The following is a 22,726-nucleotide window of genomic DNA, read 5'->3' as shown; positions in this document are numbered from 1 at the left end:
TAATTTATTATTTAATTTTTTAAAAATATTTTAAAATTTTAAGTTTTTTAATTTCATGAATTTTTAAAGTACGATATTGCCCTTTTTTTATTCCTTCAATTGTTAAAAAAGCATATCGATAACGAACTAATTTTAATATACGAAATCCTAATTTTTCAATCATTTTTCTTATTTGATGATTCTTTCCTTCTGTAATAATAATTTGAAGCCAAGTAGAAGGTTTTGGTAAAAAACGTTTTTTTAAAATTTTAATTTTTTTTGGTATTGATAAATAATTTTTATCAATCACAACTCCTTTTTGAATTCTTTTTAATTCTAAACTACTCAAACAATAATTAATTTTTACATGATATTCTTTTTCAATTAAAGAAGAAGGGTGTGTTAATTTTTGAGTCAATTGTCCATCATTAGTAATTAATAACAAACCTGTAGTATTGAAATCCAATCGACCAATAGGATAAATTCTATTTTTTTCGGTATCATTAATTAAATCAATAACTGTTGGTCTATTTTTTTCATCTTTAACTGTAGAAATAAAACCACTTGGTTTATTCATTAAATAATAACAATTATCGGAATTTTTGATAATTTTATCATCTACCAAAATAATGTCTTTTTTAGAAACTTTTGTTCCTAATTTAGTAACTAATTTACCATTAACTTTAACTTTTTTTTCTAAAATTAATGTTTCAGATTTTCTTCTAGAAGCAACATTAGAATAAGATAAAATTTTATGTAATCTTTCCATTAAGTACCTTTATATTTAAAGTTTTTTTATTAATAAACTATTTATTACTACGAGAAACATAAAGTCCCGTTTGTGTATTTACTATAATTTTTTCCCCTTGTTGAATAAACAAAGGGACTTTAATAACCAAACCTGTTTCTAAAGTTGCATCTTTATAATAATTAGTTTTAACATCTTTTTTTTCAATAAATTCAGTTTTTATAACTGTTAAATTTAATTTTTCTGGCAAATTAATATCTAAAATTTCATAATAATTATAAATAACAATATCAACTATAATTCCTTCATATAAATATTTAATTTTATCTTTAATTTTTTGTTTTTCAATTTCAATTTGTTCATAATTTTCTATATTAATAAATATATATTTATTGCCATCTATATAAAGAAATTTCATTTTATTTTTATTAATAAAAGCTAATTCTACTTTAATTCCAGAACTAAATGTATTATCGATTATACTGCCAGTTCTTAAATTTTTTAATTTACATCTTACAAAAGCAGAACCTTTACCAGGTTTAACATGTAAAAAAGAAATAATTTGAAACAAATTATTATTAAATTTAATTGTTTGACCTGTTTTAAAATCATTAGTACTAATCATATACTCTAATATCCTTTTAAAAAATTTTTAATTATTTGACAAGTTTTAATTTTTAATTGAGGGTCTAAAACATTAATTAAATTAATTTTCATTTGATTTTTAAACCAAGTTTTTTGTTTTTTTGCATAATGCATTGTTTTAGAAATGATTAATTTTTTAGCTTCTTCTAAATTAATTTTTTTTTCTAAAAAAAGTTTTATTTCACGATATCCAATAATATTAAAATTAGCAAAAGGATATTCTTTTAAAATTTGTATAGTTTCGTAAATAAAACCCATTTTAAACATTTTATCTAATCTTTCAATAATACGAGTTTGTAAAATATTTCTATCAATATCTAAATAAATAGTTAAAATGTCATAAATATAATCATTTTTATTTTTTTTTTGAGATCTTAATTTATCAGAATGCAAATCAAAATAAGCACTTATTACCCTACGTGAATTATATTTATCAAAAATTAATCTTGGATCTTTTTTTTTTATTTCTTTTATCATAAATTCTATATCATAATTATCATAAACTTTTTTATCGTTGTTGTAAACAATAGAATTATTTTTTTTGCTCGAAAATTCATAATTAAATAAAGCAGATTTAATATATAATCCACTTCCGCCAACTAAAAACGGTAAATTAACTTTTGATATTACTTTTCTACAATCTCTTTGAAAATCATAAATAGTATAAATTTCGTCTGGTTCTTTTAAATCCAATAAATAATGTTTAATACCTTTTTGTTCTGCAAAAGTAATTTTAGCAGAACCAATATTATATTTTTTATAAATTTGTACAGAATCAGAATTAATAATTTCACCATTAAATTTTTGCGCTAAATAAATAGAAAGATCAGTTTTACCAGAAGAGGTAGGACCAGTTATCACTATTACTTTTTTCAAATTTAAATTCCTCAAAATAATTTTATTATTCTTGTAAATTTATTTTTTCAATTTTTTTAATATTATCTAAAGTTAATAAAACTCCATTTAATTGTCTTTTACCGACAGCATTAGGTTTTGGTATTTTAATATTTCTATCTAAAAAAGATCTAATCATAGATTCTTTTTGTTTACCTATCACGCCTTCAGAACAACCAGTCATACCAACATCAGTAATATATAAAGTTTTTTTAGGTAATATCCTATCATCATTAGTTTGTACATGGGTGTGAGTACCAACTATAGCATCAATTTTACCATCAAAATAATGGGCTAAAGATATTTTTTCACTAGTTGCTTCAGCATGAAAATCTAAAAAAGAAAAATTATATTGCAAATTACATTTATATAAAATATTTTCAATTTTTTTAAAAGGACAAGGTAGTTTATCATCAATAAATACTCTTCCTAATGCATTAATAATTAAAACTTTTTTTTCTTGAAAATTAATAATCTTATAACCAATACCAATATTTAGTAAATCATTTATTGGTTTAACAATATTAGTATTATCAATAAAATTTGTTAATTCAGAATTATCCCAAATATGATTACCCATAGTTATTGCATTAACGCCACTTTTAGTTAAATTTTTATAATTTTTATAACTAAGACCACGACCTTTATAAGCATTTTCAGCATTAGCAACAATTAAATTAGGTTTATAATTATTTTTTAAAAAACTCATTTTTTCTTTTAAATAATCTATGCCTGGTTGTCCATAAATATCTCCGATAAACATTATTTTCATTTTAAAAAAACTTCTCTTTTCTAAATTCATTTTTAAATAAAATAAATGAAATTTTTTATAATTTAAATTTTTCAATAACTTTTATTTCTCTAATTACTGTAATTTTAATCATACCTTTATAAACTAGATTTTCTCGAATTTTTTCTTTAATCAATTTAGCAATCATAAAAGTATTAAAATCATCCACTTGTTCAGATTTAACAATAACTCTAATTTCTCGACCTGCTTGAATAGCATAAGATTTATCTACACCTTCAACATTATTAGCTATATTTTCTAACTGTTTTAATCTTTTAAAATATTTTTCTACAGATTCTTTTCTAGCTCCTGGTCTAGCAGCACTTAAAGTATCAGCTATCATTACTAAAACTGCAATTATAGTATCAGGTTTTTTATCTTCATGATGTGAAGCAATAGAATCAATTACTTCTGAACTTTGGTTATATTTATTAGCCAAATTAATACCAATTTCAACATGACTACCTTCATTTTCATGATCTAAAGATTTACCAATATCATGTAAAAGTCCAGCTCTTCTAGCTAATAATTCATCCTCACCAATTTCAGATGCTAATTTACCAGCTAAAAAAGCTACTTCTATAGAATGTTGTAAAACATTTTGTCCATAACTATTACGAAAATAAAGTTTTCCTAATAAAAACAATAATTCTGGTTCCAATTCGCCTATATTAGTAGCAAAAACAGCAGATTCTCCTTGTTCTATAATAAAATTATTTAATTCCGAAGTAACATTATCTATAATTTTTTCAATTCTATTAGGATGTATACGTCCATCAGATATTAAAACTTCTAAAGTTCTTTTAGCAATTTCTCTTCTAATAGGATTAAAACAACTAAGCAATATTATATTAGGAACTTCATTAATAATAAAATCTACACCTGTTAAAGATTCTAAAACTTTAATATTCCTACCATCTTTTCCAATAATATGACCTTTAATTTTATCATCCGCAATATTAATAATATTTACATTATATTCATTAGTGACATTATATGCATATTTTTGCATAACGGAACATAATAACATTTTAGTTTTTTGTTGAAAATTATGTTGAATTTGTTGATATTTATCTTTAAAATAAATTTTTATGTCTTTATTAACAGAAATTTTAGTTTTTTCAATAATAATTTTATATGCTTCTTTTTCTGTTAATAAAGCAATAGATTCTAATTTCATTTTTTGTTTTAAAATGATATCTTGAATATTTTTTTCTAATTTTTCTAAATTTTCTTTAATATCAATAATTTTTTGTTCTTGAATATATATTTCTTTTTCTTTTCTATTTAAATATTCTATTCTATTATTCAACAATTCTTCTCTAAAAGTAATTTTATTTTCTAAATCAATAACAACCCTTCTTTTTTCAAGCAAATCAAAATCTGATTCTTTTTTTAAAAAAGAAATTTCTCTTTTTGCTTCTATTAACATTTCTTTTCTTTGTTTTTGAATTTCTAACATTTGATTTTCTTTATAATATTTTATGTCTTTTAAAATTTTGCTAATTTTTTTTTTATTAAAAATAATATATAAAAAAATTCCTATAAAAATTCCTATAAAAAACATAAAAAAAAGAATTAAAGAAAAAAATGTATTATTATCTTTTGTCCATGTACTTGCCAAAGAACACGAGTTATCTGGTGACATATATATTTTTCTTAAACCTCTCGATAATTAATAATTTAAATAAATTATAGTGTAAAAATAAATATTATTTGACTAAAAATATTAAATAAATAATATAAAAATTTAAAACTTAAAAAATATTTATTAAAAAATAAAAAATGATAAAAGCCAGAAATAATAAAATTTCTAGCTTTTAAAAAATATTTATTGCAATTTATATATTTTTTATTTTTTTTTTAATTCTATAATATTATAATTTTTTTAAATATTTGAATTTTAATTTTTTAAATTATATTTTTCTTTATTAACTGAAAAATTATTTTTTCTATTTAATAATTTTTTTATATAAAATATAATATAAATAATAGATAAATCAAAAATTTCTTTATTTTTTGTGAAATATCTTTTTAAAATTGTGAAACAATTGTATATCACATTATTAACACAAATTAATAATTATAAATTAAATTACTTAAATAATATTTGATTTGAATAAAATTGTTTTTATTTGTTTATAAAAAATAAATAAAAGAATAATAAGAAATACCGAAATAAAAATCAAAAAAATTTTATTTAAGTAATATATATATATATAAATTTTATTTATAAACCTTTTATATTACTATCACAATATTAATACTAATACAGTTAAATTAATCATTAAATATAAAATATAAATAATAAAAAATTAATAATTTTAATATTATAAAATATTATATCATAAATTTATTTAAACTCTATAAAATACATACTTATTTATAAGATTTCAAATTAAAGAAATTATTTATTTATTTATTATTTTTAACATATCTAAAATTATAAAACTTTTAAAAATTCATAAAAAATAAAAATAAATTAAACAAATATTTACATTAAATTTTATTTGTTTTCAAAATAAAATAATTTAAGTTTGCGAAAAAATAAAAAAAGAATCCAGTAAAAATGTTGTAAATAAGAAAAATTAAAAAAATATTTAAGTATAATTATAAAATAAAATATTTTATTAAGTTTAAAATTTTAAAAAATTTAAATTAAATACACAATAATCAATTAAAAATAATGTTATAATAAAATTATAAGTATTTAATTTTATTATAAAAATTTAATTTCTTAAAATCATATAGTTTAATTTATTATAATAATAATATAATATAGTTCTTGTTTAGTTAAATTTGAAAATATTTTTCTTTTAAAAATTAAAAATAAAAATATTATAGTTTAAAATTAATATTAATTTTAAAAATAGAAAGTAGGTAAAAATTAATATGATTGATATAATTTTAAACAAATTACAACATATATCGTTTTGGATACAAGAACATACTTTAATTTCTTTAATAATTTTAATTATAATTCTAATTTTTTTAGGAACTTTATATAATTTTTTAGAAATTTTATGTAAAATTGTAAATATTTTTTTTAATATGATATGGAAATTATTTATTATGCAATGGAAATCAAAAAATAAAAAAGAAAAAGACAAAGATTTAATTTCACAATATTCAGAAAATAAAAACGATCACAATAACTTTAATAATAATTTATCATTAATAGAAATAAAAACCTTAGAATTATTATCAAAAGAAAATAATAATAGTAATTATCGTAATTTAGAAATAGAACAAAAATTAAATTTTCAAAAAATCGAACATCAATTAATGATAAAAGATATGGAAAATAAATTACAACAAAGATTATTTGAAATGGAAATAAAACAAAAAATTAATGATTTAACATCAAATCAAAAAAATAAAAATATTAAAAATAATCAAATAAATAAAGATAAAATTAACTTCAGATTAAATGAAGAAATTATAAAACATTTAAAAGATATGAAAAAAGATATAAAAGATATTCATTTTTCTCTTATAAATGATAAAAAAACAAAAACTTATTATAACGTTGAAGAACAAATTTTATATATTAATCCATATGATTTATTTAATTCAGATGAAGATAAAAATAAAATATGTTTAAAAAATTAAATATTTAATATTTTTTTAATACTATTTGAATAATAAAATTCTTATATTTTAAATATTGATTCTACAATAAAATATAAAAAAGAGGTAAAAGTTAAATATGAAAAATATTAAAAATTATTCTTTTACATTTGAAATACCACAATTAAGAAAATTAAAAAAGATTTATAAATCTTTTTTAATAGAAAAAGAAATCAATAACAAGAATATTTATTTTTTTTTGCAAAAAGATAATATACAAATGATAGCTTACAATAATGGAACTTTTTTTATAAAAGGAGAAAATATTCAAAAAGAAATTTTAAATATTAAGGAAGTATTAAATATAAAAGATTATAGCGCAATTGGTTCAGATGAAGTAGGAACTGGAGATGTTTTTGGTTCTATTGTGGTTTGTTCTTCTTATGTAACAAAAGAAAATATTCAATTTTTAGAAAATCTTAATATAAAAGATTCTAAAAAATTAACAGATGAAAAAATTATTCAATTAGTTCCACAAATAATAAATAAAATAACTTATTCTTTAATTTCTATAAATCCTTATAAATATAATATTTTAACTAATAAAGGATTTAATTTAAATAAAATTAAAGCCATATTACATAATGATATGATTTTAAAAAATTTAATAAAAATAAAAAAAAATGTTAACGTAATTTTAGACAAATTTACTAGTTCTAAAAATTATTTTAATTACTTAAAAAATGAAAAAAAAGTATATAAAAAAATTTTTTTTTGTAATAAGGCAGAGAAAATTCATATTAGTGTAGCTGTATCGTCTATAATTGCACGTTACGCTTTCTTAAAAAATATATTTGTTTTAAGTGAAAAAATAGGAATAAAGTTAAAATTAGGTGCTTCAAAAGAAGTAGATAAACAAATCAACTTTATATATAAAAAATACGGAATGAATATTTTAAAAAAAATTGCAAAATGTAATTTTAAAAACATAACAAAACAATTTATTAAAAATTAAATATAATAAAAATTTTAAATAAAAAAAGGATAGATAATTATAAAATGAATAATAATACTATTTTTAGTCAAATAATTAATAGAAAAATCCTTAGTTATATTATTTATGAAGATAATAAAGTAATTTCTTTTTTAGATATAAATCAATTCACCAAAGGACATACTTTAATTGTAACCAAAAAAGAATACGCCAATATTACCGAAGTTCCTGAAAATACATTTTTACATTTATTTAAAATAGTACAAAAAATAAGCAAAACTTTAATTAAAACTTTTCAACCTAAAGGTTTGAATATAATCAATAACAATGGCGTTATTGCTGGACAAACAATTTTTCATTTTCACATACATTTATTACCACGTTTTAATGAAAAAGAAATTGTTTTTAATTTTAATAAAAATAATAAATTAAATGAAGAATATTTTAAAAAAATACAAAAAAATATTATAAAAAATATTAAATAAAAAAATATATTTTTCCATAGCATAATTTTTTTATTTAATTATATCAGTTTTCATATAAGAACGTAAAACCTTAGGTACAGTAATTGTACCATCTTTATTTTGATAATTTTCTAAAATAGCAATTAATGTTCTACCTATAGCCAAACCAGAACCATTTAAAGTATGTACGTACTGGTTTTTTTCTTCATTCTCAGAATAAAACTTAATATTAGCCCTTAAAGATTGAAAAGCTTCTGTATTGCTAATTGAAGAAATTTCACGATAATTATTATCGCCAGGTAACCAAACCTCTATATCATAAGTTTTAGCAGAACTAAAACCTAATTCATGTGATGGTAACATAACAACTCGATAAGGTAATTCTAATTTTTTTAATACTGTTTCGGCATCTTGCAACATATTTTCTAATTCTAAATAAGAATATTGAGGTTCAGTAAATTTAATTAATTCTACCTTATTAAACTGATGTTGTCTTAATATACCTCTCGTATCTTTTCCAGCAGTTCCCGCTTCTTGTCTAAAACAAGTTGTAAAAACAACATAATTTAATGGTAAATTTTTTTGTGATAAAACTTCATTACGATGCAAATTAATAGCTGGGACTTCTCCAGTAGGATTCAAATACCAATTATTACTATTTTCTAATCGATAACTATCATTTTTAAATTTTGGCAATTGTCCTGTATTAAACATAGATATATCATTAATAATAAAAGGCGGAATAATTTCTATATAACCTTTTTCACTATGTAAATCCATCATAAATTGTATTAAAGAACGTTCTAAACGCGCTCCTAATCCTTTATATACAATAAAACGACTCCCTGTAATTTTAGAAGCTCTATCAAAATCTAAAATATTTAAATTTCTTCCTAAAATAACATGATCTTTAACATTAAAATTAAATTTTTTAGGAGATAAATATCTTTTAAAATTTATTTTATTATCATCTTTTGAAAATAAAATTACTGATTCATGAGGTAAATTCGGAATATTATTTAAAATTTCTAAAATTTCAGAATTTGTTTTTTTAAAATCATCTTCCAAAATATGAATTTCATTTTTTAAAAATATACTTCTTTCAAAAATATCATTAGTATTTTTTTTATTTTGCTTTAAAATAGATATTTCTTTAGAAATTTTATTTTGTTGATATCTCAATGTTTCAATATTAACTATTAATTTTTTTTTTTTAATATTTAAAATAAATAATTTATTTAAATATGAAAAATCACTTTTTCTAGTATTAAGTTTTTTTATTACTTCTTCCATATTTTCAATAATAAATTTTAAATTTAACATAATTGACCTTTGAATTATATTTGAAAAAATTTGTAAAAAATAATGTACTTAATTTATATTATTAACTAACTTAGATAAATTAGATTTATGTCTAGAAACAAAATTTTTAGAATATACCTTTTTTGAAATACCTTTATCTAATTTTTTATATGATAAATTTAATAATAATAAAGCTTCTGTTTTATTTTTATTTTCAATTGCTTTATTTAATTTTTTAAAAGCTGTTTTTACAGATGATTTAAAAGAAATATTTTTTAATCTACGTTTTTCATTAGTTTTATTACGTTTAACTTGTTGCTTAATATTTGCCACAAAATTCACACTTTCTATAATTTTTAATTTTTAAAAATTTTTCATATTGTCATAAAAATTATATATAAAAAAATATTATATATAAAGATGTATTTTATTTTACATTTAATTTTAACAAATAACAAAAAAAAAATCAAATATATTCAAAATGTTAAATTTAATAATAAATATTTTAAAAATTATTTAATTTAATATAACACAAAATTATTCTATTATGTTAAAATTATATTAATAAAATATATTAACATATTACTTATAATTTATCAAAATAATTTTATAATATAATTTTTAAAAAAATTTTAATAAACGGAGTACTTATATAAATGATTGCAAATTCAATCACTACTTTGAGAATAATTTTGATTATTATTATGTCTTTTTTTCTTGGTCTAAATGATGAATTTTTAAAATTAAAAGACAATAGACAACCACCAATTATACTTATAATATTTCAAATTTTTTTTATTATAGCAATAATAACAGATTTTTTAGATGGATATTTTGCTAGAAAATTTAAACAAAAAACTCATTTTGGTAAATTTTTTGATCCTATAGCGGATAAATTATTAGTTATAAACTCTCTCTTTTTTTTATATAAAATATACGATACTGATAATAATAGAAATGAATCAAATTTATTATTACCTAATTTTTTTCACTTTATAAATATCAATAATATAAAAGTAAAATCAATATTAATAATGGTTATAATGGTCATAATTATTAGAGATTTTTTAGTAACAGGAATAAGATTATTAGCTTCTGAAAAAAATTATATTATCGAAGCTTCTTTATTAGGGAAATTTAAAACTGCTTTTACTTTTGTAATTATTGGATTTTTATTATTTGAATCAATTTATTTTAATAACAGTTTAAAATCAGCAATAATAATAATTTTACTATTAATTATAGTTTTTTTAACTTTAATTTCTGGAATAAATTATTTAATAAAAAATTTTTATATTATTAAAAATAATTTTTAAAATATACTATTATAATTAATATAATAAAATAAAAAAATATAAAATAATATTAGGAAAAACATTATGGAAAATAATAAAAAAGAAAATAATAAAAAAGAAAATAATAAAAAAGAAAATAATTTAAAAATTTTAGAAGAAACTATAAAAGAAGTAGAAAAACAATTTGGTAAAGGTAGTATTTTTAAATTAAATTCTAATAATAATCAAAATATAGAAACTATTCCAACAGGTTCAATATCATTAGATATTGCATTAGGAATTGGTGGTTATCCTAAAGGTAGAATTATTGAAATTTTTGGACCTGAAAGTTCAGGTAAAACTACTTTAACATTACACGCTATCGCCGAAGCTCAAAAATTAGGAGGCAATGTAGCCTTTATCGATGCCGAACATGCTTTAGATCCTAAGTATGCTCAAACTATTGGCGTTAATATTGATGAACTTGTTTTATCACAACCAGATAGCGGTGAAAAAGCTTTGGATATAGCTACATCTTTAATTAAAAGTGGTAGTATAAGTTTATTAGTTATTGATTCAGTAGCAGCACTAACGCCAGAATCAGAATTAATGGGAGAAATGAAAGATATTAATGTAGGATTACAAGCAAGAATGATGGGAAAAGCAATGAGAATACAATCAGGTATAATTTCTAAAACTAACACTGTTGTAATTTATATTAATCAATTAAGAGAAAAAGTAGGAAGTTTTTATGGAAACCCCGAAGTTACTACAGGAGGAAAAGCATTAAAATTCTTTTGTTCTTTACGTTTAGATATTAGAAAAACATCAGAGAAAATTAAAAATAATGATGATGAAATTATTGGTGTTAAAAGTAATATTAAAATAGTTAAATCTAAAGTTTCAACACCTTTTAAAACAGCAACAATTGATATTATTTATGGTAAAGGTATTTCAAAAATAGGAGAAATATTAGATTTAGCTGTAAATTTAAATTTAATTAAAAAAAATGGCGCTTGGTATAACTATAAAAATGAAAATATTGCTCAAGGAAAAGAAAATGCTAAAATTTTTTTACAAAATAATTTAGAAATTTATAATTTTTTAGAAGAACAAATTAGAAAAAATTATAAAATATAAAAAATTGTTTTTAAAATATAAATAATTATAAAAAATTTTTAAAATAATATTTAATTTTTTAAGATCATCAAAAAACAAAAAAAAATTAAATATAACTTTTTAAAAAAATTCTAAATCGTTTATTAAAAAATAAACAGTTTAGAATTTTTTATGTTCTAAAATGTAAAATATTTGAATTATTTTATATTAAAAAAAAGATTATTTTAATTAATAAATAAAAATACTATAATTTTTTTAATCCATCAAAATAATGTCAAATAAAAGTAGTAAATATAAACTAAAATAATTAAATTTTTTTTTAAAAATAAAAATACAAAAAAATATCCTTAATTAAATTAAGGATGAAGTTTAAAATTATAAAAATTTTTATTATATTTTAAATTCAATATCACAATAAAGAATATTTTTTTGTTTCCCTTGTATTTATTTTAAATTACTTTTAAATCATATTTTTAAGTTTTAATTTTAAAATTAGTACGAAAAAATTTCTAACAGTTCATTATAAATTTAAATGATTTTTATTAAATTATAAGAAATTATATTAGATATCTTTTTGAAAAAATATAAAAAAAATCTAATCTTTGATAATTGTTAAATCTTAAAGATTTATTATGAGGAAATTTTAAAAACAATAATTATCATTAGATTATAACAATTTTTTTAAAACATTTTTAAATCTTTCCTCAATTTATTTAATAGTTATTTCCCTATTATATAAAAACATTAAGTTCAAACTTGAAAATAATAATAAAAAAGTATTAACTTAGTTATAATTAATATTTTATATTTATTTTTAATTAATATAATTTAAAATTTATTTAAAAGAAGATAGTTTATTTTTATAATTTTCTAAATAAATCATTAAAATAGAAATATCAGTAGGATTAATACCTGAAATTCTTGATGCTTGGCCTAAATTATAAGGTTTAATTAAATCTAATTTTTCTTGCGCTTCTTTAGATAAGTTATTAATTTTATGATATTCAATATCATTAGAAATAATTTTGCCTTCTAATTTTAATAATTTGTTGACTTCTTTTTGCGCTTTTTTAATATATCCTTGATATTTTATTTGAATTTCTACTTGTTCAAAAATACTATGTTCAATATTTTCTTCAAAAAAATATTTTAAAAAATTAGCATTTATTTCTGGTCTTTTTAATAATTGTGACAAACTAGTTTTTCCACAAATTAAAGAAGATTTGAAATTTGATAAATGTTTTAAATTTTCTTTATTGGGTTCTATTTGTAAATTTTCTATTTGTTGTAAAACATCTTGAATTTTATTTTTTTTTATTTTAAATTTTTTATAATTTTCTTCACTAATTAAATTCATTTTGTAAGCATGTTCTTTTAATCTTAAATCTGCATTATCATGTCTTAATAATAAACGAAATTCAGCTCTTGATGTTAATAAACGATAGGGTTCGTTAGTTCCTTTATTAATAAGATCATCAATTAAAACACCAATATAAGATTCATTTCTTTTTAGAATAAAAGGTGGTTTGTTTTCAATTTTTAAACTAGCATTTATTCCAGCTATCAATCCTTGACAAGCAGCTTCTTCATAACCGCTAGTTCCGTTAATTTGACCAGCAAAAAAAAGATTTTTTATTTTTTTAGTTTCTAAACTGTGATAAAGTTGATTAGGATTTAAAGCATCGTATTCAATTGCATAACCATATTTAACAATTTCTGAATTTTCTAACCCAGGAATTGTTTCTAAAATTTTATGTTGTACATGTTTAGGCATACTTGTTGAAAGACCTTGTAGATACATTTCATCTAATTTTAAACTTTCTGGCTCTATAAAAATTTGATGTTGGTTTTTATTATAAAATCTAACTACTTTATCTTCTATCGAAGGACAATAACGTGGGCCTTTACCTTCGATATAACCACCATACATAGATGATTGTTTTAAATATTTATTTATAATATCATTAGTTTTTTGATTAGTATATGTTAAAAAACAAGATTCTTGTTTTCCTATTGTTTTAATAGGAGAATCAAAGCTAAAAGTTTGAAAAATATCATCACCATATTGTATTTTAGTTTTAGAATAATCAATAGTATTTTTTTTAACTCTAGGTGGAGTGCCAGTTTTTAAACGAATTATTTCAAAATTATTTTGTTTTAACTGTTTACTAATACCATAATTAGTAGGATTATTATTAGGACCTGATAATATTTTATCTTCACCTATAAAAATTTTACTAGATAAATATGTTCCAGTCGTGATAATTACTGTTTTTGCAAAAATAATACTTTTATTATTTAATTTAACCCCTTCAATTTGATTATTATTAATGATTAATTCTTCTACTAATCCTTCTAATAAAGTTAAATTATTAGTTTTTTTTAATATTGTCAAAATAACTTTAGGATACTTTAATTTATCAATTTGTGCTCTTAAAGCTCTAACAGCTGGCCCTTTAGAACTATTTAACATTTTCATTTGAATTTGAGATAAATCTGCTGCTTTACCCATAATACCACCCAAAGCATCAATTTCTCTTACAACTACACCTTTAGCTGGCCCTCCGATTGCAGGATTACACGGTAAACAACCTATTTGTCCTAAACTTCCAGTAATTAACAAAGTTTTTTTGTTTTTTTTCGCTAAAATTAATACTGCTTCTATTCCTGCATGTCCTCCGCCTACAACAATACTATCATAATTCATTTCTATAAAATCTTCTCCTTTTATTTATTATTTTACATTATCAAAAGATTTAGGTTGATAATTTTTTTGTTGTTCTAAAATTTCTTCATATTCTTTAGAACCTATAATTTTTTTTATTTTGTTAATTGTTTCAGTTAAATTATCATTTTTTAACAATATAAAATATTTTTGTTGTTTTTTAGTTATAAAAACAGTACCTAAAATAGGAAATAAAATTGATATTATTATTATTATAAAAGGATAATGTTCCAATGTATTTAATTGCCAATTTAAAATCAAAAATAAAACACTTATTATAAAACTAACAAAAATATAAAAAGAATATTTTTTTTGAAATTGTAATTGTTTTTCAAATAAAGAAAACATAAAATTAATCCAAATAATATTTATTTTTTTTTGATATAAAATTTTAAATTTTTTATAATATTCTTGATCTACTAATATTCGAAAAAATCCTTTATCTGCTGTATAAACAACAAATTGACGTGAATTTATTAAAGGATTTTTATATTTACTTTGTTCTATATAATAAAACTCTATTTGATGTTTCCCTTTTTCATTCTCAAATTCTTCAATTTTGAAAGGCTCTCCTTCAACAGAATTAAATATAATATCTAACATTTTTATTTTATTATGTTTTTTAAAATTAAATAATTTCATATAAAAAACCTCTTATTTTTTTTAATAATAAATAATTTCTTGACATCTTGTCTTTAACATAAATTTATAACTTATGGCTGCTTCAATTAAGCTCTGACCAAATTCATTATTTATTTATTTAAATACAAGATGTCAAGAAATTATTTATTATTATGTTTAATATTTTGATTAATAATTTCTTAAATTTTTAAAAAAGTTTTTTAAAAGTATTTTATTTTCCTTAGCTAAAAGGCCTGATTCAGTAATTATCTTATGTGGAAATTTAAATTTTAATAAAGAAATTACACTATCAATAGAACCTGATTTATAATTATTAACACTATAATAAACTTTGTTTATTTGAGTTTGAATTAATGCTCCAGCACACATAAGACAAGGTTCTAAAGTAACATAAATATTAATTTTATTTAAACGACGATTTTTAAATTTTTTATTTAATTTTATCATTAATAAAAATTCAGCGTGTCCAAAAAAAATTTGTTTTTTTTCACAATCATTATGTGTTCTTTCGATAATTTGATTATCTAAAACAGCAACAGCTCCAACAGGAACTTCATTTTTATAATAAGCTTTTTTAGCTTCTTTAAATGCTTCTTGCATAAAAAATAAATCTTTATTTAACATAATTTTATTTAATATTATATTTATTTTTGAAATTTATGATATTTTCTAGTTCTTGGTTCATATTTTACAATTGTATTTTCTTCTGTCATTATTATAGGTTCATTATTTTTAGAAGGTTTTTGATTTATTAATCTTTGTGTCCTGTTTGCTGGTTCACCACTTATAGAACAAACACTTCTTAATTTTGTTACTTTATCTGCAATAGCTAATAAAGCAGGCATGGGACCAAATGGTTTACCTCTAAAATCTAAATCTAAACCTGCTATAATAAATTTTATATTTTTATTAGCTAAGTCATCTACAATATCAACTATTTGATTATCTAAAAATTGTGCTTCGTCAATAATGATTACTTCTGTATCAATTTTAATGAAATCTAAAATTTCTTTACTTTTTTTAATAACAAAAGAATTTATAGTATTTAGATTATGTGATACTAATTGTTGTTTTTTTGAAAAACGTGTATCTAAGTGAGACTTAAAAACTAATAATTTTTTATTTAACTTTTTTAATTTTTTAACAATTTCTATTAATTTTTCTGTTTTACCTGCAAACATCGGACCACAAATTATTTCAACTAAATTATTTTTATCATATAACATTGTTTAAAATCCTATTTTTTATTAAATAATTATTTATTTTTAATAATAATTTTTATTTAATTTTATTTTGATAACGTTTATTAAATTTATCTACTCGACCTGCAACTGTAGTAAAGTTTTGTTTACCTGCATAAAAAGGATGACAATTAGCACAAATCTCAATATGAATATTTTCTACTGTAGTATCAATAACATGTTGTTTTTTACAAGTAGCACAAACTAATGAAATTTTTTTTAATATTGGGTGTAATTTTTTTTTCATTTCAAATAACTCCTATTATGTTAGTTAAATTCTTATTAAAATTTATTATTAATAATAAATAATTACATTTTATATATTATATTAAAAATTAAAAAAGTTAATTTTTTATGTTTATTAATGTAATAATTTAAAATAAAAATAAATAATATAAACATGATAACTAAATTTTATATATCAAAATTTATTATAACATAATAAATAATATTTTTTTATATTTTTAAAGGAAAATTTTTAGATAATGAAATAACTTTTTGTTTTAAATTATTCAAATAATTTAAATCATTATGATTTTTTATTGCTTCATCAATAAAATCAGATACTTGTGAAAATTCATTTTCTTTAAAACCTCTAGTTGTCATTGCAGGTGTGCCTAATCTAATACCACTTGAAACAAGAGGGGATTCTTTATCAAAAGGAATAACATTTTTGTTTACTATAATATTAACTTTATTTAAAATATTAGATATTTTTTGACCAGTAAAATTTGGATTTTTACTTTTTACATCTACTAAAAATAAGTGGTTTTCAGTACTTTTGCTAATTATTCGATAACCTTTTTTTTGTAAATTTTCAGCAAAAAAGCAAGCATTTTTTAATATTTGTTTTTGATATTTAAAAAAATCAGAATGTAAAGCTTCTTTAAAAGCTACAGCTTTAGCTGCTATTATATGCATTAAAGGCCCACCTTGTCCACCAGGAAAAACAGCTTTATTGATTTTTTGTATTATTTCTTCATTATTAGTTAAAATTAATCCTCCTCTTGGTCCTCTTAAAGTTTTGTGTGTAGTGGATGTTACTACATCGGCTTCAGCCTCCAAAGGACAAGGATGCAAACCACTTGCTACTAAACCTGAAATGTGTGCTATATCTGCCATTAAATAAGCATTAACTTTGTTAGCAATTTTACGAAAAGCTTTAAAATCAATAATTTTTGAATATGAAGAATATCCTGTAATAATTAATTTTGGTCTTACAACTAAAGCTATTCTTTCAACTTCTTCATAATCAATTGTTTCTGTTTTAGGATTTAATCCATAAAAATAAGATTTATAATATTTTCCAGAGAAATTTATTTTACTACCGTGTGTTAAATGTCCACCATCTGACAAAGACAAACCTAAAATTTTATCATTAGGTTTTAATAAGGCTTGAAAAACAGCCATGTTGGCTTGCGAACCAGAATGAGGTTGAACATTAGCATATTTAGATTTAAAAAGATTATTAACTCTTTGAATAGCTATTTTTTCTATTTGATCAATATACTCACAACCATTGTAAAATCTTTCTTCAGGATAACCTTCGGCATATTTATTAGTTAATATTGTTCCTTGAGTTTTTAAAACATCTTGTGAAACAAAATTTTCTGAAGCAATTAAATTTATACTTTCTTTTTGACGTTTTTCTTCTAATTTAATTTGTTCTAATATTTCTTGGTCTTTTATATAAAAATTGTTTATTTCTTGTTTCATGATTAAAAAACCTCTTTTTTTAATAAAATTCAAAATAAATAAAAAACTATTTAAAATATTTAAAATCTGATATATTTTATTTAATTTTAAAATTATAAATTTTATATTAAGTTATTTTTTTCTAATATTATGTAATATTAGAAATTAAAGATAATATAGATAAAATATTTAATTAGGGTATTTAAATATTTAATTATTGGATATTTAAAATTATCAACTTAATTAATCATTAAGATAACAAAAACCCAACTTCAAAAAACTAAAAAGTATTTAACTAAGCAAGCTTCAGCTCACATAAAAATATAAAGTCGTAATTTAAAGTAACTTTGATCTTCCTAAAAATAACTACTTTTTGATAGTTAAAAAATTATGTCAATAATAAATTCAAAGAAAAAGAAGAAAAATTATATTAGCCGTAGAAAATTCAAACATAATCTTAAGATTAAATTAGGTAAATTATGCTCTTTACCCCCTACAAAGGTGCCCAGGAGGGATTAAAGAAGAGGTGTTAACAACCTTTACAAGGTAAAAAAGGAACTAAATTTCAAACTTTAAATTAATTTGAAAGTTACAAAAAAGGGTGGAGAATAATGTAATATCTCTACAATTTAATTAATCAACGATTATAAACTTTCGAGAAAATTAAAGCAACTTCACAAAATAAAATAAAAAATTATAACCACCCCCGTATACTTGTAAACTTGATTGTACGATGGAAGTGGTATAAAGTCCAGAGCATAAAATAGCTCAAAAACAAAAAAGCGATTGAATACTATCAAGATTAATAATTAATTATTTTCTATATAAAATAAGTTGTAAAAAAAATAATAGTGGAACAAAATAATATATTTATTGTACTTAATAAAAAATACTTTAAAACCTTTTTATGTTTAAAATTATTATTAGATGTTGCAACAATAATTTCTGGATTATTATTTTCAAAAGAAGATAAATTTACTTCATTGCATAAAGAATTATTTGTATTTTGTGAATTAGATGCTTCAGGCAATTCAGACATTGATAAAAAATTTACGCTAGGAATGGTTTTATTTTTACTACTAATAACTTCAAAAAAAGCATACATTTTTTTATTATTATTTGGATTTATTTTTTCTTGTTTAGATTTTATTTCTTCTTGTTCTAAATTTTTATTTATAGATAAATCAATGTTTTTTGTTATTTCTTTTTCTTCTCTTGCAGCATAAATCTTTATATTTTGATTATAATTAACCAAAAATAAAATTAAAATTATAAAAAATTTACTTAAAAAATAAAATTTTTTAGTAAAAATATTTTTCAATTTTTTTATAACACCCCACTTTCTATTTTGGAATTTTATAATTTGATTTTAACAATTATATTATAACAAAATTAAATTATTTAATTTAAATTTTATTTTAAAAAATGTTATAATTTATTTAAAAGTTTAAAATAAATTAGTTAAATGGAGTAAATTAAATAAAATGGAAATTTATTTAAAAATTAAATCTATTTTAAAAAGTGATAAAAAAAACTTATCTAAAATTAATAATTTTTTAAAAAAACAAGGTTTTAAAAAAGATATTATTGATGATTTTGGAGTAATTTTTTCCGAAAATCAAGAAATTATTGGTACAGTCGGTAGATACCGCAATAATTTAAAATGTTTAGCTATTAAAAAAGAATATCAAAAACAAAATATCTCTAATCAATTAATTACTTATATGATAGAAAAAATTTATCAAAAAGGTTTTAATGAAGTTTTTGTTTTTACTAAAAATGATTATTTTTTTATTTTTCAAAATTTAGGTTTTGAATTACTTTATGGTAATGACAATTTTGGTTTTTTTACTAATAGAAATGATTTATTTTTAAAATATATTAATTATCTTCGAAGTAAAACTAAAATATCTCATAATAGCGGAGTTATTGTCCTTAATGCTAATCCTTTTACAAAAGGACACGAATATTTAATTAAAAAATCTTTACAAATAAGTGACATAATTTATCTTATCGTAGTTAAAGAAGAAGGTTCTTTTTTTGATTATCAAAAACGTTTAGAAATGGTTAAATTAGGTGTAAAAAAAATAAAAAATGTAATTGTTTTAGAAGGTAGTAATTACTTAATATCCAAAAACGTTTTCCCTTCTTATTTTTTACCTTCTACAAAAGAAGTTATTGAACAACAAACTATACTAGATACGTATATTTTTGTTAATTACATTGCTAAAGTTTTAAAAGTTAAAAAAAGATTTGTTGGGGAAGAACCTTATTCTATGACTACTAATCAATACAACAATACTATGAAAAATATTTTAAAAAATAATAATTTAGAATTAATTATATTTCCTAGACTTAAATTCGAAAATAAATATATTTCAGCTACTCAAGTTAGAAAATTATTTGTTTTGGGTCAATTTAATAAATTATCATCTTTAATCCCCAAAACAACTTTAAATTATTTAAAAAAATTAGATTATTTAGAATATCAAAATAATATTTATTTAATAAAATTAGTCGACAAACAATATTAATAAAATAAAAAATTTAATCAAATTAATATCAATTTTAAACCTTATATGTTAAAATCATATTAAGTCAATTATTTTTAAAAAAATTTATAATAAAAAATCAAAGATAGTTGTAACAATAATCAAAATAATCATAATTAAATATATTTTGACTTTACGAAACGAAATAAAAGGAGCAATATGTATATATATAGCTTTATATATAAATATTTAGAATATAAATTACAGAAAATAATTATTATTATATCAGTTTTATGTATAATCATAAATTATATTTTTTATTATTATTTACATCATTATTTCAATTATATTAATTATTTATTTTATAGTTTTTTAGATGTACCGAATAAAATATGTTTAAATTTTAATAAAAGAGCTTTAAATACAAGCGTTAATAATAAAATATATTTAAAATTAATTAAAAAATAAGTAATAACAAAACACATAATAATTTAAAAATATAAATATTTATATTTTATAATAAAATAAATAATAAAAATAAGGAGAATTAATTAAAATAATGTTTTCTAATGAAGTAAAAAAAATTCAACACCCAAAAATTAAAAATTTTCTTTTAGAAATTCAAGCAAGATATTATAATTATAATCAAATGCCAAAAAAAGAATGGTTCACTAATAACATTCCTGAATCTTGTTATTCTTCTTTAAAATCAATGAATAACAATTTAAAAAAAGAACTAATAGTTAAATTTACTCATATAGATGAAGATAATCCTGAGTTCTTTTTACAACCAAAACAAATTATTAAAGTTTTAGAATATGAAATTTTAATTAATAACGAAGAAAAACAAAAACCTTTAATTTTAATACATGAATTTAGACATGTTAATGAAGTTGAAAGCAATCAATTTCGAAAAAATAACAATATACTATAAAGATACTATAAAGATCATTTAAATATAAATGATCTTTTTTTATTGTTTTTTATATAAATTTTTTATTAAAAAAAAATTAATCAATAAATTCAGAAAAAAACAAAACCTATTATATTCTAATACAAAAATAATTTATTTTTAATGAATTATAAATAAAAATCAACATATTTTTACAATTTATATAACAAAAAAGTTAAACTGTTTATTTTTGAATTAACAGTTTAACTTGATTTAAATTGTATTTAATTTTATTTTGTATTCTCTAATGGTTTAATTTTTCTGGATTTACATTAATTTTTTATATATTGATTATTTTATTTTAATAATTAAATAACTGATAAATCCATAACTGCTGATAATTTTATTTTACCTTCATTTGTTAAGTATCTTTTTTGTGCATCCCAAAGTCCAGCTTCTTCCATTGCTTGCTGTTTTATTTTAAATTGAATTTTTAATTTTATTACTTTACTTTTTGCATATTGTTGTTTAAATTGGTCCTGTAATGATGAGTCGTTTTCAGCTTCTTTTCTAGTAATTAATTTATTGTTTTTACCATTTAGTGGATGAGGACCTTCTTGTAATAATATATTACCTAATGAATTAACATTATTTCCGCTATTATTTGGTAACTCATGAGTGTTTTGTATTAAAGTAAATGCATCGGGTGAATCGTTATTCGTTACATTATCCTTTTTCACAAAAAATTGTATTGGTCCATTTTGCTCAAAATATTGTTTTTGTTCAACAGAATCATCGTTTAGTGATGTTTTATGAATTACATATTCGTGTATTTGATTTAAAGCAACATATAAATTTTTTTCAGCAAGAACATTATCTTTGAATTTTATTAAATAACATTTTGTTACTATTCCATCATTTTGAAGTTTTGGATAATCATTAACTATTTCAAAAGTTTTTGAAGTTACTAAATCTTTTGTATGAAAACCTGTTTTTTCCCATTGTATTAAAGAATCACTTTCTTGTACTAATTCTGTACATTCAAAATCGTTTTGTATTGCTGTTTCATCCTTCATAACTACTTCAGGTCTTTTGTCTACATCAAAATTAATTGTAACTTTTTTATAAAGTTGAAATGCTTGTCCAAAAACAGTTATAACCATTATTAAAGGAAGAACCAATAATAATAAATTTATAACTTGTTTAATAATTTGTTTATTATTTTTTATCATTTTACATCCCTTTATTTTTTTATTTTTT

The 22,726-nt window shown here is 19.3% G+C and carries 22 protein-coding genes; 7 read left to right on the top strand and 15 right to left on the bottom strand.

The genetic code is table 11. The annotated features are described in order from the left end of the window. Positions 1–19 precede the first annotated feature (19 nt). Genes V9D86_RS00650 through rny form a run of 5 tightly spaced genes read right to left on the bottom strand, consistent with a single transcriptional unit; the run spans position 20 to position 4,704 of the window. Complete coding sequence (locus V9D86_RS00650; protein WP_334330877.1) at positions 20–748, bottom strand: pseudouridine synthase; 729 nt, start codon at positions 746–748, stop codon at positions 20–22. Between the two features lie 37 nt (positions 749–785). Then, the gene (efp, locus tag V9D86_RS00645) at positions 786–1,352 is read right to left on the bottom strand and encodes an elongation factor P (protein ID WP_334330876.1); all 567 of its coding nucleotides are present in this window, start codon (positions 1,350–1,352) and stop codon (positions 786–788) included. 5 nt (positions 1,353–1,357) lie between these two features. Then, positions 1,358–2,248: a tRNA (adenosine(37)-N6)-dimethylallyltransferase MiaA gene (miaA, locus tag V9D86_RS00640; protein WP_334330875.1), complete on the bottom strand. Its 891-nt coding sequence runs from the start codon at positions 2,246–2,248 to the stop codon at positions 1,358–1,360. A gap of 25 nt (positions 2,249–2,273) precedes the next feature. After that, positions 2,274–3,038, bottom strand: coding sequence for a TIGR00282 family metallophosphoesterase (locus V9D86_RS00635; protein WP_334330874.1), 765 nt, complete (start codon positions 3,036–3,038; stop codon positions 2,274–2,276). A gap of 55 nt (positions 3,039–3,093) precedes the next feature. Next, positions 3,094–4,704 (bottom strand): ribonuclease Y, encoded by a 1,611-nt coding sequence (gene rny, locus V9D86_RS00630; protein ID WP_334330873.1) that lies wholly within the window; start codon positions 4,702–4,704, stop codon positions 3,094–3,096. A gap of 1,244 nt (positions 4,705–5,948) precedes the next feature. Here rny and V9D86_RS00625 point away from each other — a divergent pair. The 3 genes from V9D86_RS00625 (at position 5,949) to V9D86_RS00615 (ending at position 8,105) form a co-directional block, all read left to right on the top strand. Then, positions 5,949–6,668, top strand: coding sequence for a hypothetical protein (locus V9D86_RS00625; RefSeq protein WP_334330872.1), 720 nt, complete (start codon positions 5,949–5,951; stop codon positions 6,666–6,668). Between the two features lie 97 nt (positions 6,669–6,765). Next, entirely contained in the window at positions 6,766–7,641 is an 876-nt protein-coding gene (gene rnhC, locus V9D86_RS00620; RefSeq protein ID WP_334330871.1) for a ribonuclease HIII, read from the top strand. A gap of 44 nt (positions 7,642–7,685) precedes the next feature. Beyond that, positions 7,686–8,105 (top strand): HIT family protein, encoded by a 420-nt coding sequence (locus V9D86_RS00615; protein ID WP_334330870.1) that lies wholly within the window; start codon positions 7,686–7,688, stop codon positions 8,103–8,105. A 30-nt stretch (positions 8,106–8,135) separates the two neighbouring features. Here V9D86_RS00615 and serS read toward each other — a convergent pair whose 3' ends face one another. Both serS and rpsT read right to left on the bottom strand, forming a co-directional pair. Next, the gene (gene serS, locus V9D86_RS00610) at positions 8,136–9,407 is read right to left on the bottom strand and encodes a serine--tRNA ligase (protein WP_334330869.1); all 1,272 of its coding nucleotides are present in this window, start codon (positions 9,405–9,407) and stop codon (positions 8,136–8,138) included. Positions 9,408–9,455: 48 nt separating this feature from the next. Continuing rightward, positions 9,456–9,719: a 30S ribosomal protein S20 gene (gene rpsT / locus V9D86_RS00605; RefSeq protein ID WP_334330868.1), complete on the bottom strand. Its 264-nt coding sequence runs from the start codon at positions 9,717–9,719 to the stop codon at positions 9,456–9,458. 323 nt (positions 9,720–10,042) lie between these two features. Between rpsT and V9D86_RS00600 the strand changes: the two genes are divergently transcribed. After that, positions 10,043–10,702, top strand: coding sequence for a CDP-alcohol phosphatidyltransferase family protein (locus V9D86_RS00600; protein ID WP_334330867.1), 660 nt, complete (start codon positions 10,043–10,045; stop codon positions 10,700–10,702). A 63-nt stretch (positions 10,703–10,765) separates the two neighbouring features. Further along, positions 10,766–11,800 carry a recombinase RecA gene (gene recA / locus V9D86_RS00595; protein WP_334330866.1) on the top strand — a complete coding sequence of 345 codons (1,035 nt, stop codon included), beginning with the start codon at positions 10,766–10,768 and terminating at the stop codon, positions 11,798–11,800. Positions 11,801–12,614: 814 nt separating this feature from the next. Here the strand turns inward: recA and mnmG are convergent. The 7 genes from mnmG to V9D86_RS00560 all read right to left on the bottom strand — a co-directional run bounded on the left by mnmG (position 12,615) and on the right by V9D86_RS00560 (position 19,403). Beyond that, the gene (gene mnmG, locus V9D86_RS00590; RefSeq protein ID WP_334330865.1) at positions 12,615–14,486 is read right to left on the bottom strand and encodes a tRNA uridine-5-carboxymethylaminomethyl(34) synthesis enzyme MnmG; all 1,872 of its coding nucleotides are present in this window, start codon (positions 14,484–14,486) and stop codon (positions 12,615–12,617) included. 27 nt (positions 14,487–14,513) lie between these two features. Beyond that, positions 14,514–15,146: a hypothetical protein gene (locus V9D86_RS00585; protein ID WP_334330864.1), complete on the bottom strand. Its 633-nt coding sequence runs from the start codon at positions 15,144–15,146 to the stop codon at positions 14,514–14,516. A gap of 168 nt (positions 15,147–15,314) precedes the next feature. Next, positions 15,315–15,770: a nucleoside deaminase gene (locus tag V9D86_RS00580; RefSeq protein ID WP_334330863.1), complete on the bottom strand. Its 456-nt coding sequence runs from the start codon at positions 15,768–15,770 to the stop codon at positions 15,315–15,317. 20 nt (positions 15,771–15,790) lie between these two features. Beyond that, positions 15,791–16,372: a thymidine kinase gene (locus V9D86_RS00575; protein WP_334330862.1), complete on the bottom strand. Its 582-nt coding sequence runs from the start codon at positions 16,370–16,372 to the stop codon at positions 15,791–15,793. Between the two features lie 52 nt (positions 16,373–16,424). After that, positions 16,425–16,634, bottom strand: a complete 210-nt coding sequence (rpmE, locus tag V9D86_RS00570; protein WP_334330861.1) for a 50S ribosomal protein L31 — start codon at positions 16,632–16,634, stop codon at positions 16,425–16,427. A 209-nt stretch (positions 16,635–16,843) separates the two neighbouring features. Beyond that, entirely contained in the window at positions 16,844–18,103 is a 1,260-nt protein-coding gene (glyA, locus tag V9D86_RS00565; RefSeq protein ID WP_334330860.1) for a serine hydroxymethyltransferase, read from the bottom strand. A gap of 799 nt (positions 18,104–18,902) precedes the next feature. After that, positions 18,903–19,403, bottom strand: coding sequence for a hypothetical protein (locus V9D86_RS00560; RefSeq protein ID WP_334330859.1), 501 nt, complete (start codon positions 19,401–19,403; stop codon positions 18,903–18,905). Positions 19,404–19,566: 163 nt separating this feature from the next. On the opposite strand from V9D86_RS00560, the gene V9D86_RS00555 reads away from it, so the two are divergent. Next, positions 19,567–20,616, top strand: a complete 1,050-nt coding sequence (locus V9D86_RS00555; protein ID WP_334330858.1) for a GNAT family N-acetyltransferase — start codon at positions 19,567–19,569, stop codon at positions 20,614–20,616. 517 nt (positions 20,617–21,133) lie between these two features. After that, complete coding sequence (locus V9D86_RS00550; RefSeq protein ID WP_334330857.1) at positions 21,134–21,508, top strand: hypothetical protein; 375 nt, start codon at positions 21,134–21,136, stop codon at positions 21,506–21,508. 326 nt (positions 21,509–21,834) lie between these two features. Here the strand turns inward: V9D86_RS00550 and V9D86_RS00545 are convergent, their stop codons facing one another. After that, positions 21,835–22,698 (bottom strand): hypothetical protein, encoded by an 864-nt coding sequence (locus tag V9D86_RS00545; protein ID WP_334330856.1) that lies wholly within the window; start codon positions 22,696–22,698, stop codon positions 21,835–21,837. Positions 22,699–22,726 lie beyond the last annotated feature (28 nt).

Source organism: Candidatus Phytoplasma prunorum (genome assembly GCF_036924415.2).
GTDB lineage: Bacteria > Bacillota_I > Bacilli_A > Acholeplasmatales > Acholeplasmataceae > Phytoplasma > Phytoplasma prunorum.
This window is presented reverse-complemented; position numbering and strand designations above follow the sequence as displayed.